The sequence below is a fragment of the Salmonella sp. SJTUF15581 genome (genome assembly GCF_043356775.1).
In the GTDB taxonomy this organism is placed as follows: domain Bacteria; phylum Pseudomonadota; class Gammaproteobacteria; order Enterobacterales; family Enterobacteriaceae; genus Salmonella; species Salmonella enterica.
The window spans coordinates 269226-280666 of sequence record NZ_JBEUJY010000006.1; the positions used below are offsets into that span (position 1 = coordinate 269226).

An 11441-nucleotide genomic window follows, 5' to 3' on the forward strand; every position below is an offset into this window, starting at 1 on the left:
AAAAAAGGCAGATTCTTCTGCCTTTTTTAATCCAGGAATTTTCCCATAAAAGAGCTTATTTTGACTCTTCGGCTTCCGGCAGCGTTACGTTAAGTTCAAGGATGGAGATATCGCCATCTTTTTGCTCAAGCTGGACGGTAACCATTTCCGGATCGATTTGTACGTATTTACAAATGACCTCAAGAATATCTTTACGTAACTGCGGTAAATAATGCGGTTCGGCATCGCTACGGCGACGTTCCGCGACAATGATTTGCAACCGCTCTTTTGCAATATTAGCGGTACTCTTTTTCCGCGAGAGAAAAAAATCCAGTAATGCCATAATTTATCCTCCGAACAGGCGTTTGAGGAAACCTTTCTTCTCTTCTTCAATGAAGCGGAAAGGACGTTCTTCTCCCAACAGACGATCTACGGTATCTGCATAGGCTTTACCCGCATCCGCAGTGGCGTCAAGAATCACCGGTTCGCCCTGGTTCGATGCGCGCAGTACGGATTGATCTTCCGGGATCACCCCGACGAGTTTAATACGCAGAATCTCCAGTACATCTTCCATGCTGAGCATGTCGCCTTTATTTACGCGGCCTGGATTGTAGCGCGTCAACAGGAGATGTTCTTTAATCGGTTCTTCGCCATTTTCTGCGCGACGAGATTTCGATGCCAGAATACCCAGAATACGGTCCGAGTCACGGACAGAAGAGACTTCCGGGTTAGTCGTGATGATCGCTTCATCGGCAAAATAGAGCGCCATCAGCGCCCCGGTTTCGATACCCGCCGGCGAGTCGCAAACGATGAACTCAAAGTCCATCGCTTTCAGTGAGTCCAGTACCTTAGCGACGCCTTCGCGCGTTAGCGCGTCTTTATCCCGGGTCTGCGACGCCGGAAGAATGAAGAGATTTTCAGTACGCTTATCTTTGATCAGCGCCTGATTCAGTGTCGCATCGCCCTGAATGACGTTTACAAAATCGTAAACGACACGACGTTCGCACCCCATAATCAGATCGAGGTTACGCAGTCCGATATCAAAATCAATGACGACAGTTTTCTTTCCCTTCTGGGCCAAACCTGTAGCGATGGCCGCGCTGGAGGTGGTCTTGCCAACGCCCCCTTTACCCGAAGTAACAACAATAATGCGTGCCATAAAAATTCCTTGTTAAAAAGGGATCAATTCAACGGTTGAACTGTCAAAGCGTTGTCTGCTAAACGCAGGCGCGCCGCTTTGCCATAAAATTCTGCCGGGATTTTATCACTCAGCCAGTAAACACCTGCGATAGAGACCAGTTCTGCCGTCAGATGGGTACAAAAAATTTGCGCTTCCCGATCGCCGCTCGCCCCTGCCAGCGCGCGACCTCTCATCATGCCATAGACATGGATATTGCCGTCAGCGATAAGTTCTGCGCCAGCGCTGACGTGACTTGTAACAATCAGATCACATTGTGGAGCATAAATGCGCTGACCGGAACGAACCGGAACATCAATTAATCGCGTTTTTGTGATGGGATTAGCGTTTTGCGGCGGTTCGCTGGGCGTTGCCGGCTCAGCGGGCGCAGGCCGAACCGCTTTATCTTTACCTTCAGTCAGTAAAGGAAGACCCATCCGATCGATTTCTACTTTCAGGCTGGCGTCTTTACAGCCGCTCACGCCGATAATGCGTAAGCCGGTTGAGGTCACGATCTTATGCAGTTCCGGCCAGTTTACCGGGCTTTCAAGACCGCTAACGTTAATAACGACAGGGGCGTGTTTTAAAAACGCAGGAGCCTGCGCTATTTTGTCTTCTAACGCCTGACGAATAACCTCTGGTTCCGCTTCATGCAAATGAACCACTGATAAGGTGAAGCTACTGCCTTTAAGCTCGATTGGCGTGTTTGACATCCTGGCCTTACTCAATTTGCTATTTATCATCTCCGATACGGAGTGATATTCCGAAGTCCAGAAGGCATGTTATAGTCAGTATTATATTGAGGCAAGTCACCATCCCGTTAATTCAGAGTAAAAGTATGTTTTGTGTGATCTATAGAAGTAGCAAGCGCGATCAAACCTATTTGTATGTCGAAAAAAAAGACGATTTTTCGCGGGTGCCTGAAGCGTTGATGAAAGGATTCGGTCAGCCGCAGTTAGCGATGATGCTGCCGCTTGATGGACGTAAAAAATTAGTCAATGCCGAGCTCGAAAAAGTAAAACAGGCGTTAAGCGAGCAGGGCTATTATTTACAATTGCCGCCGCCGCCGGAAGATTTGCTGAAACAACATCTTTCTTCGGTGGGACAAAATACGTCGCCCGCTGACCGTTAAACGGTATTCGGCGCCGCGCCTGAATTCCATCATGATCTTAGGGGAAAATATGTATCAACATCGTAACTGGCAAGGTGCCTTGCTTGATTACCCGGTAAGTAAAGTGGTCTGCGTGGGCAGTAATTACGCAAATCACATCAAGGAGATGGGCAGCGCGACGCCGGAAGAACCCGTGCTTTTTATCAAGCCGGAAACCGCATTGTGTGATATTCGCCAGCCGCTGGCGATTCCGGCGGATATGGGGGCTGTTCATCATGAAGTTGAGCTTGCTGTGCTGATTGGCGCAACGCTCCGCCAGGCGACCGAAGATCATGTACGTAAAGCGATAGCCGGTTATGGCGTGGCGCTTGATTTAACCCTGCGCGATATTCAAGGGAAAATGAAAAAGGCAGGACAGCCCTGGGAAAAAGCCAAAGGTTTTGATAACGCATGTCCGATTTCAGGCTTCATCCCTGTCGCGGCCTTCTGCGGCGATCCGCAAAATACGGTTATCGGACTTAACGTTAATGGCGAGGTTCGCCAGCAAGGGTCGACCGCGGATATGATTCATCCTATTGTGCCCCTTATCGCCTATATGAGCCGCTATTTTACGCTCAAAGCCGGGGACGTGGTGCTAACCGGCACGCCGGCAGGCGTGGGGCCATTATTAAGCGGCGATGAGCTGGACATTCGTTTTAATGGCGAAACGTTGTCTACCCGCGTTCTGTAAAATCTGCTTGCCGCCTTCAGCGGCGGTAAAACTTGCATCTGCAGGCCAGACTGGTTATAAGGTGCAGCTTTAGTGCAATGGCGGATACTTTAATGAGCGATACACCTTTCTGGCAACGTAAAACCCTGGATGAAATGACCGATGCCGAGTGGGAGTCGTTGTGCGATGGCTGCGGTCAATGCTGCCTGCATAAGCTGATGGATGAAGATACAGATGAAATCTACTTCACCAACGTGGCGTGCAGGCAATTAAATATCAAAACGTGCCAGTGCCGCCATTATGAGCGCCGTTTTGAATTTGAACCCGACTGTATCAAACTCACTCGCGAAAACTTGCCAGACTTTGAATGGTTGCCGATGACCTGCGCCTACCGTTTGTTAGCGGAAGGTAAGCCCTTGCCGACGTGGCATCCGCTGCTGACTGGATCGAAAGCCGCTATGCATGGCGAGCGAATTTCTGTCCGTCATATCGCGGTTAAAGAATCTGAAGTACGGGACTGGCAGGATCATATTTTAAATAAACCGTCGTGGGCAGAATAAGTCTTCGGCAAAACGGCTGATTGTTTACAATTCTTTAATTTACGCCAGGCGGCCCCTGAAACCAGGAATTGCGTGCAAATTCCGTCACCTGGCGTTATCACTGCCTTCTCTTCTTCCCTGACGCGCCTTGTCGCTGCGCTCGCGCACGTATGGCGGCGACTCTATACTTTCAAAGCAGTATATCGCTGCCTATCCTGAGGAGTTACCCCATGAATAACCAACCGTTGCGCGTTTCAAAGGATCAGCCCAGGAAGCCTGATAAGACACCCGAAGACGAAGGAAAAAATCCAAAGAAAAACCAAAAGTAGTGCTGTAGGGTATCTTTAATAACTATGGTTCGTTGGAGGCTTTATGTCTGAACGTCCTGATTTAGTCGATCCATTACCAGAGGATGAGCCGCTTCCTGGTGAAAATATTCCGGATACGCCAGAGGGAGACGATCCTCTCGACCCGGATACCCAGAATGAGGTTGAAGATCCTCGTAGATAGCGTCTTGTGCTATTAACCAACCGCCTGATGCACCGTCTGTGCCAGGCGGTTTTTTACATCTTCTAAAGCGAAACATCCTGATAATCCTCAGAAAGATAGCCTATAATTTTTTGTACGTTAAAATAGTAGCGCGTCCATGACGACACTGTCTTATTGCGCTTAGCCGTTTGCGAGTTCAAAGGAGGAAATCAATGAACAGCGAAGAGTTGACACATAAAGCAGAAGAGGAAATCGCGGCACTCATTAGCAAAAAGGTCGCCGAACTACGGAAGAAAACCGGGCAAGAGGTTTCCGAAATAGAGTTCGCGCCGCGAGAAACGATGAAAGGGCTTGAGGGATACCACGTTAAAATTAAACTACTCTAGCGTTTAATTAGCGCCATTAATCACCTGGCTACTGGGCGGGACGCCGCCCAGTGGTGACTGGTTTACCGATGTCAGGCTTTTTTCTGTTGATACATTTCCTCGCCCTGATGGTCTTCCTCTACCCAAAAATGAATGTTGAACCGCGCATCATCGCTCAGCTCTACCCGATGCCAGTATTGCGGCGGACTGGTGGCGAATTGCCCGGCATTAATCACCACTTTCACTTCTGGTTCTGTCGCGGTTTCATTCGCAAAGCCATAGTAGGTCACGGTGCCTTCCATCACGCAGAGTTGTCCGAAAACGCCTGCCGCTGTGTTGTGATGAGAGAGCAGTGCCGCCGGAACATTCTCTTTGGTGAAAAAGGGGGTAGAGCGTTTAACTTTCCAGTTTGCCGGGATGCGTAAGTGGGACATAAGGCATCTCCCTGATGTGGTGATTGAAAGATGTATTTAATATACACCTTTCAATCACTGGCAAACAACGCTTCGGGCAAAAAAACGCTCCCGAAGGAGCGTGTGTATCAACGACCGAACAGGTCGCGTTTTTTAGGCTTAAATGCCTGGGCTATGACGACGGCTATCGCCACCACAAGGTAAGCGGCAAAGATCCCCAACAGCCATTGCGGCATCTCCAGCGTTAAAAACGACCACTGGCGCTCGGCGCAATCACCGGATGCCACAAACACCTGCGGCAGCCATTTACCCAACGGCAACCAGTCTGGAAAGCGCGCCATAAAGTCACAGGTCATGAACGGCGAGGGATGCAACTGAATCATCGTATGTTCATACGCCAGTTGTAGACCCCGCCAGGCGCTGTAAATCCAGATAACCATTGCCACGTATCGCAGCGGCGTTTTCGGCGCTATTGCGCCGACCAGACCCGCGCCCATCACGCCAAACAGGGCGCAACGTTCGTAAATACATAGCACGCAAGGTTTAAGTAACATGACGTGCTGGAACCACAGCGCCACCATTTCCAGCGCCAGGGCGGTAAACGCCATCAGTAACCATGCGCCCCGACCCCGTGAGCACTGGTTTAAAAATCGCAACATAATAATTTCCCTGCAACATGCGTAGAGACCGCAGTGTAAACCAATTCAATTCGTGCGCCACTAGCGGGAAATGAAATAATGTGTAATTGGATAATTATCAGGCAAAAATCGGAGCCGGGCGGTGTATTGCCCGGCCAAACGTTACGAAAGCGTTGCTAACCATCCTGCCTGAGTCATCCATTCGGTGGCCGGCGCAAGAGTGAATTCGACGCACAGTAGCCCTATCAGGGTCAGTACGATAGTGTACGGTAACGCCATCCAGACCATACGGCCATAGGAGAGACGGATTAACGGCGCCAGCGCGGAGGTCAGCAGGAATAAGAATGCCGCCTGACCATTTGGCGTCGCTACCGATGGCAGGTTAGTACCGGTATTGATGGCCACGGCTAAAAGCTCAAACTGTTTTAAGCTGATAGCGCCGTTTTCCATTGCCGCCTTCGCTTCGTTGATATAAATGGTGCCGACAAAGACGTTATCTGAGATGGAGGACAACAGGCCGTTAAAGAGATAGAACAGCGTTAGCTGCGCGTGTTCAGAGGCTTGCAAGACGAACTGAATAATCGGCGCGAAAAGATGTTGATCGATAATAACCGCCACAATAGAGAAGAAAACGGTTAACAGCGCAGTAAACGGCAGCGACTCGGTAAACGCTTTGCCGATGGCGTGTTCATCGGTGACACCCGTTAACGCGGTGGCCAGAATAATGACCGACAGACCAATCAGTCCCACCTCCGCGAGATGGAGGGCGAGGGCGGTAACCAGCCAGACGCCAATAATCGCCTGGACTATTAGTTTAATTTTATCCTGGCGGGTGCGCTTCTTACGGCTTTGATCGTCGAATTGCTGCAAGACGTCGCGGACTTTTTCGGGCAACGTTTCGCCATAGCCAAACCAGCGCATTTTCTCGACCAGCATACAGGTTAACAGTCCACATACCAGTACCGGGACGGTGACAGGCGACATCCGCAAAAAGAAGTCGCCGAAATGCCAGCCAGCCGCTTTAGCGATGATCAGGTTTTGCGGCTCCCCGACCATGGTCATGACGCCGCCCAGCGCCGTCCCCACGCCTGCATGCATCATCAGACTGCGCAAGAATCCGCGGAATTGCTCCAGCACCGTTTTGTAATGCGGATCGATATGGCTGTCGTCCAGCATATCGTTCTCTTCGCCGCGCGATGAGGCCACACGATGGTAAATCCCGTAAAAACCGACGGCGACGCTGATCACCACCGCAACGACGGTAAGCGCGTCAAGGAAAGCCGACAAGAATGCGGCGGCGACGCAAAAGGCCAGCGACAGAACCATCTTCGAGCGGATACTGAGTAACAGACGGGTAAAAATAAACAGCAATAACTGCTTCATAAAGTAGATGCCTGCCACCATAAACATCAGCAGCAGCAAGACTTCCAGGTTGGCGGCAACCTCTTCACGTACATGGGCGGCGCTGGTCATACCGATGATGACGGCTTCAATGGCCAGTAACCCGCCGGGCAGCAGGGGGTAACACTTTAACGCCATCGCCAGAGTGAAGATAAACTCTGCCACCAGCAGCCAACCGGCAATAAAGGGATTAGCTAAGAAAATGAATGGGTTAACAATTAAAAAGACAAGTAGTGCCAGTTTGTACCAGTCGGGCGACTGGCCTAAAAAGTTGCGCCACATGGCGCGACCCCATGAGATCTCCATGAAATTTTTCCTTACCTAGAAAAATGAAATAGCGTTTTTATGTTTAAACACAGAGAGTAGCGAGCGCGACGAATGCAAGCAAGTCCTTAACGATATTGGCAGGCGATATCAGAAATGGTGCCTTGATCCCCTTTTTCTTCATTGCGTCCGCTATCAGGTGTTACGCCCGTCTGGTATGATGAGTACAACTATGTTTTGCTGTGTAATGGAAATCTCACTATGGTCATTAAGGCGCAGAGCCCGGCGGGTTTCGCGGAAGAGTATATTATTGAAAGTATCTGGAATAACCGCTTTCCTCCTGGCACGATCTTACCGGCAGAACGAGAACTCTCCGAACTGATCGGCGTGACGCGCACGACATTACGCGAGGTGTTACAGCGGCTGGCGCGAGATGGCTGGCTGACCATTCAGCATGGCAAACCGACAAAGGTTAATAATTTTTGGGAAACGTCAGGGCTGAATATCCTTGAAACGCTGGCCCGCCTTGATCATGAAAGCGTTCCGCAACTGATCGACAATTTGTTGTCGGTGCGTACCAATATTTCTACTATCTTTATTCGTACCGCATTGCGTCAACACCCGGATAAGGCGCAGGAAGTGCTGGCCACTGCCCACGAAGTGGCCGACCATGCCGATGCATTCGCCGATCTGGACTATAACATCTTTCGTGGTCTGGCATTTGCCTCCGGCAATCCTATTTACGGCTTGATCCTGAACGGCATGAAAGGGTTATACACCCGCATTGGTCGCCACTATTTCGCCAATCCGGAAGCGCGCAGTCTGGCACTGGGTTTCTATCATAAATTATCGTCGTTATGCGAGCAGGGCGCGCACGACCAGGTGTATGAAACGGTGCGGCGTTATGGGCATGACAGCGGCGAGATTTGGCATCGGATGCAGAAAAATCTGCCCGGCGATTTAGCGATTCAGGGACGATAATCCCGCGATGCCCGGTAGACGCAAACACTACCGGGCAGCATCTCGATTACAGCGTGTTCATGCGCGGCGGACAACGCTCCAGCAGTTCTACGCTGCCATCCTCATTTTGTTGCTCCAGCATCACATCAAAGCCCCATAACCGATGCACATGTTTCAGCACCTCTTTGCGGCCTTTATCCAGCGGTGCGCGGTTATGCGGGATATAACGCAACGTCAGCGATCTGTCGCCGCGTAAATCCACATTCCAGACCTGAATATTCGGCTCCAGGTTGCTCAGGTTATACTGTGACGACAGTTTTGATCGAATCTCCCGATAACCTTCTTCGTTATGAATGGCGGAGATCTCCAGATAATTATGCCTGTCATCATCAAGTACCGTGAAGAAACGGAAATCACGCATCACTTTTGGCGACAGGAACTGGCTGATAAAGCTTTCATCTTTAAAATCGCGCATGGCGAAGTGCAGCGTTTCCAGCCAGTCGGAACCGGCAATATCCGGAAACCAGTATTTATCTTCATCCGTGGGCGACTGACAAATACGTTTGATATCCTGGAACATGGCAAAGCCGAGCGCATAGGGGTTAATTCCGCTATACCAGGGGCTATTATAGGGCGGCTGAAATACGACATTGGTATGGCTGTGTAAAAACTCCAGCATAAAGCGTTCCGTCACTTTGCCTTCATCATACAGATGGTTCAGGATGGTGTAGTGCCAGAAGGTCGCCCAGCCCTCGTTCATGACCTGAGTCTGTTTCTGCGGATAAAAATACTGGCTGACTTTACGCACGATGCGCAGAATTTCGCGCTGCCACGGCTCGAGCAACGGGGCGTTTTTCTCCATAAAATAGAGCAGGTTTTCCTGCGGTTCAGCGGGAAAGCGGCGTGCTTCGGCGACAGTTTTTTCTTCCTCGCGTTTTGGCAGCGTGCGCCACAGCATATTCACCTGGCTTTGTAGATACTCTTCCCGGCTTTTTTGTCGCGCTTTCTCTTCCTGCAACGAGATTTTCTGCGGGCGCTTATAGCGATCGACGCCGTAATTCATCAGCGCGTGGCAGGAGTCGAGCAGTTTTTCTACTTCATCCACTCCGTAGCGTTCTTCACAGCGGGTAATGTAATTCCGGGCGAAAATCAGGTAATCGACGATAGAGCTGGCATCCGTCCAGCTCCGGAAGAGATAATTATTTTTAAAAAAGGAGTTGTGGCCGTAACAGGCGTGCGCCATGACCAGCGCCTGCATGGTGATGGTGTTTTCTTCCATCAGGTAGGCAATGCAGGGATTAGAGTTGATCACAATTTCATAAGCCAGTCCTTGTTGACCATGCTTATACAGACGTTCCGTCTCAATGAACTTTTTGCCAAACGACCAGTGCGGATAGTTGATCGGCATCCCGACGCTGGAGTAGGCGTCCATCATCTGTTCGGAAGTGATGACTTCAATTTGGTGCGGGTAAGTATCCAGTTGGTAGAGTTTCGCCACGCGGTCTATCTCTGCCAGATAGACATCCAGCAGATCAAATGTCCAGTCGGGTCCATCGCTCAAACGTGTGGTGTCCTTGTTCATGGAATCAATCGTTGCCATTCGCGCACCCTCATTGTTGGCGACGCTCTCTGTATGGAGCGCCTCCTTTCAAGCATAGAACACCATGTTAAAAAACGACTTGATCGTGAAAACTTTTCTTTGCGATTTCCTCCAATCTGAACGGCAAAAAAACGGGTATTGGCATCATTTTATGCTGTATAGCCATGCCGCGTAGCAGGAGATCCCAAACCAGTGGGATCGCTTGTCTTTAGGGTATATGTGAAGCACGTCACCATAAAAAAGTCATATGTTGAATAATATTTTCATCTGGGTTATCAAGATGTAATCAGAAGATTGTTCTTTTACTATTAACGGAGTGGCTATGCGAGTTGTCATCCTGGGGAGTGGCGTAGTTGGCGTGACCAGCGCCTGGTATTTGAGTCAGGCGGGGCATGATGTCACCGTCATCGATCGCGAATCCGGCCCGGCGCAAGAAACCAGCGCGGCGAATGCCGGACAAATTTCACCGGGATATGCGGCGCCCTGGGCGGCCCCTGGCGTACCGCTGAAGGCGATAAAATGGATGTTCCAGCGCCATGCGCCGCTGGCGGTGCGTCTGGATGGCACCCCGTTTCAACTGAAGTGGATGTGGCAAATGCTGCGTAACTGCGATACCCGGCATTATATGGAAAATAAAGGCCGCATGGTGCGTCTGGCGGAATATAGTCGCGACTGCCTGAAAACGCTACGCGCCGCGACCGGTATCGAATATGAAGGCCGCCAGGGGGGAACGCTACAACTCTTCCGCACCGCGCAACAGTATGAGAACGCCACCCGTGATATCGCCGTGCTGGAAGATGCCGGGGTGCCGTATCAGCTCCTGGAATCCAGCCGACTGGCGGAAGTTGAACCCGCTCTGGCTGAGGTTGCGCATAAATTAACCGGCGGACTGCGCTTACCGAATGATGAAACCGGGGACTGTCAGCTCTTTACCCAGCGTCTGGCGCGCATGGCGGAGCAGGCGGGCGTAACCTTTCGCTTTAATACCCCCGTGGAAAAATTACTGTACGAAAATGATCAGATTTACGGGTAATGACTCCAACTTATTGATAGTGTTTTATGTTCAGATAATGCCCGATGACTTTGTCATGCAGCTCCACCGATTTTGAGAACGACAGCGACTTCCGTCCCAGCCGTGCCAGGTGCTGCCTCAGATTCAGGTTATGCCGCTCAATTCGCTGCGTATATCGCTTGCTGATTACGTGCAGCTTTCCCTTCAGGCGGGATTCATACAGCGGCCAGCCATCCGTCATCCATATCACCACGTCAAAGGGTGACAGCAGGCTCAGAAGACGCTCCAGTGTGGCCAGAGTGCGTTCACCGAAAACGTGCGCCACAACTGTCCTCCGTATCCTGTCATACGCGTAAAACAGCCAGCGCTGACGTGATTTAGCACCGACGTAGCCCCACTGTTCGTCCATTTCAGCGCAGACAATCACATCACTGCCCGGTTGTATGCGCGAGGTTACCGACTGCGGCCTGAGTTTTTTAAGTGACGTAAAACCGTGTTGAGGCCAACGCCCATAATGCGGGCAGTTGCCCGGCATCCAACGCCATTCATGGCCATATCAATGATTTTCTGGTGCGTACCGGGTTGAGAAGCGGTGTAAGTGAACTGCAGTTGCCATGTTTTACGGCAGTGAGAGCAGAGATAGCGCTGGTGTCCGGCAGTGCTTTTGCCGTTACGCACCACCCCGTCAGTAGCTGAACAGGAGGGACAGCTGATAGAAACAGAAGCCACTGGAGCACCTCAAAAACACCATCATACACTAAATCAGTAAGTTGGCAGCATCACC

14 protein-coding genes and 1 pseudogene are annotated in these 11441 nt (G+C 50.8%); 7 read left to right on the forward strand and 8 right to left on the reverse strand.

Annotated features, from left to right (window positions below; translation table 11 throughout):
• Positions 1–55: 55 nt before the first annotated feature.
• From minE to minC, 3 genes are read right to left on the reverse strand one after another with little or no spacing between them, the layout of a single operon-like run.
• The gene (gene minE / locus ABVN36_RS13515; protein WP_001185666.1) at positions 56–322 is read right to left on the reverse strand and encodes a cell division topological specificity factor MinE; all 267 of its coding nucleotides are present in this window, start codon (positions 320–322) and stop codon (positions 56–58) included.
• Positions 323–325: 3 nt separating this feature from the next.
• On the reverse strand, positions 326–1138 hold the full coding sequence (minD, locus tag ABVN36_RS13520) for a septum site-determining protein MinD (RefSeq protein WP_000101047.1): 813 nt from the start codon (positions 1136–1138) through the stop codon (positions 326–328).
• Between the two features lie 23 nt (positions 1139–1161).
• Complete coding sequence (minC, locus tag ABVN36_RS13525) at positions 1162–1869, reverse strand: septum site-determining protein MinC (RefSeq protein ID WP_023138817.1); 708 nt, start codon at positions 1867–1869, stop codon at positions 1162–1164.
• A 125-nt stretch (positions 1870–1994) separates the two neighbouring features.
• On the opposite strand from minC, the gene ABVN36_RS13530 reads away from it, so the two are divergent.
• From ABVN36_RS13530 to ABVN36_RS13550, 5 genes are all read left to right on the forward strand, one after another.
• On the forward strand, positions 1995–2288 hold the full coding sequence (locus ABVN36_RS13530) for a YcgL domain-containing protein (protein WP_001525604.1): 294 nt from the start codon (positions 1995–1997) through the stop codon (positions 2286–2288).
• 49 nt (positions 2289–2337) lie between these two features.
• On the forward strand, positions 2338–2997 hold the full coding sequence (locus ABVN36_RS13535; protein ID WP_001519895.1) for a fumarylacetoacetate hydrolase family protein: 660 nt from the start codon (positions 2338–2340) through the stop codon (positions 2995–2997).
• Between the two features lie 92 nt (positions 2998–3089).
• Positions 3090–3536, forward strand: coding sequence for a YcgN family cysteine cluster protein (locus tag ABVN36_RS13540; RefSeq protein WP_001285703.1), 447 nt, complete (start codon positions 3090–3092; stop codon positions 3534–3536).
• A 351-nt stretch (positions 3537–3887) separates the two neighbouring features.
• Positions 3888–4025: a hypothetical protein gene (locus ABVN36_RS13545; protein WP_001519337.1), complete on the forward strand. Its 138-nt coding sequence runs from the start codon at positions 3888–3890 to the stop codon at positions 4023–4025.
• Between the two features lie 191 nt (positions 4026–4216).
• Positions 4217–4390, forward strand: coding sequence for a GnsA/GnsB family addiction module toxin (locus ABVN36_RS13550; RefSeq protein ID WP_001083582.1), 174 nt, complete (start codon positions 4217–4219; stop codon positions 4388–4390).
• Between the two features lie 71 nt (positions 4391–4461).
• Here ABVN36_RS13550 and ABVN36_RS13555 read toward each other — a convergent pair whose 3' ends face one another.
• The 3 genes from ABVN36_RS13555 to nhaB all read right to left on the reverse strand — a co-directional run bounded on the left by ABVN36_RS13555 (position 4462) and on the right by nhaB (position 7127).
• The gene (locus tag ABVN36_RS13555) at positions 4462–4803 is read right to left on the reverse strand and encodes a DUF1971 domain-containing protein (RefSeq protein WP_000018967.1); all 342 of its coding nucleotides are present in this window, start codon (positions 4801–4803) and stop codon (positions 4462–4464) included.
• Between the two features lie 107 nt (positions 4804–4910).
• The gene (gene dsbB / locus ABVN36_RS13560) at positions 4911–5441 is read right to left on the reverse strand and encodes a disulfide bond formation protein DsbB (protein WP_000943475.1); all 531 of its coding nucleotides are present in this window, start codon (positions 5439–5441) and stop codon (positions 4911–4913) included.
• A 141-nt stretch (positions 5442–5582) separates the two neighbouring features.
• Complete coding sequence (gene nhaB / locus ABVN36_RS13565; RefSeq protein WP_000406435.1) at positions 5583–7127, reverse strand: Na(+)/H(+) antiporter NhaB; 1545 nt, start codon at positions 7125–7127, stop codon at positions 5583–5585.
• A 219-nt stretch (positions 7128–7346) separates the two neighbouring features.
• On the opposite strand from nhaB, the gene fadR reads away from it, so the two are divergent.
• On the forward strand, positions 7347–8066 hold the full coding sequence (fadR, locus tag ABVN36_RS13570) for a fatty acid metabolism transcriptional regulator FadR (protein ID WP_000234826.1): 720 nt from the start codon (positions 7347–7349) through the stop codon (positions 8064–8066).
• A 46-nt stretch (positions 8067–8112) separates the two neighbouring features.
• Here fadR and ABVN36_RS13575 read toward each other — a convergent pair whose 3' ends face one another.
• Entirely contained in the window at positions 8113–9645 is a 1533-nt protein-coding gene (locus ABVN36_RS13575) for a SpoVR family protein (protein WP_000190832.1), read from the reverse strand.
• A 322-nt stretch (positions 9646–9967) separates the two neighbouring features.
• Between ABVN36_RS13575 and ABVN36_RS13580 the strand changes: the two are divergent.
• Positions 9968–10675, forward strand: a pseudogene (locus ABVN36_RS13580) (D-amino acid dehydrogenase); the annotation flags it as partial.
• Positions 10676–10688: 13 nt separating this feature from the next.
• Here the strand turns inward: ABVN36_RS13580 and ABVN36_RS13585 are convergent.
• A protein-coding gene (locus ABVN36_RS13585) for an IS1 family transposase (RefSeq protein ID WP_223367361.1) occupies positions 10689–11386 on the reverse strand; the annotation gives its coding sequence in 2 pieces (ribosomal slippage) (positions 10689–11137 and positions 11137–11386; 699 coding nt in all).
• Between the last annotated feature and the right edge of the window lie 55 nt (positions 11387–11441).

Coding starts and splice junctions, on each gene's coding strand:
- nhaB (WP_000406435.1), bottom strand. CDS start 7,127: ATGGAGATCTCATGGGGTCGCGCCATGTGGCGCAACTTTTTAGGCCAG.
- minC (WP_023138817.1), bottom strand. CDS start 1,869: ATGTCAAACACGCCAATCGAGCTTAAAGGCAGTAGCTTCACCTTATCA.
- minE (WP_001185666.1), bottom strand. CDS start 322: ATGGCATTACTGGATTTTTTTCTCTCGCGGAAAAAGAGTACCGCTAAT.
- minD (WP_000101047.1), bottom strand. CDS start 1,138: ATGGCACGCATTATTGTTGTTACTTCGGGTAAAGGGGGCGTTGGCAAG.
- ABVN36_RS13540 (WP_001285703.1), top strand. CDS start 3,090: ATGAGCGATACACCTTTCTGGCAACGTAAAACCCTGGATGAAATGACC.
- fadR (WP_000234826.1), top strand. CDS start 7,347: ATGGTCATTAAGGCGCAGAGCCCGGCGGGTTTCGCGGAAGAGTATATT.
- dsbB (WP_000943475.1), bottom strand. CDS start 5,441: ATGTTGCGATTTTTAAACCAGTGCTCACGGGGTCGGGGCGCATGGTTA.
- ABVN36_RS13535 (WP_001519895.1), top strand. CDS start 2,338: ATGTATCAACATCGTAACTGGCAAGGTGCCTTGCTTGATTACCCGGTA.
- ABVN36_RS13550 (WP_001083582.1), top strand. CDS start 4,217: ATGAACAGCGAAGAGTTGACACATAAAGCAGAAGAGGAAATCGCGGCA.
- ABVN36_RS13555 (WP_000018967.1), bottom strand. CDS start 4,803: ATGTCCCACTTACGCATCCCGGCAAACTGGAAAGTTAAACGCTCTACC.
- ABVN36_RS13575 (WP_000190832.1), bottom strand. CDS start 9,645: ATGGCAACGATTGATTCCATGAACAAGGACACCACACGTTTGAGCGAT.
- ABVN36_RS13530 (WP_001525604.1), top strand. CDS start 1,995: ATGTTTTGTGTGATCTATAGAAGTAGCAAGCGCGATCAAACCTATTTG.
- ABVN36_RS13545 (WP_001519337.1), top strand. CDS start 3,888: ATGTCTGAACGTCCTGATTTAGTCGATCCATTACCAGAGGATGAGCCG.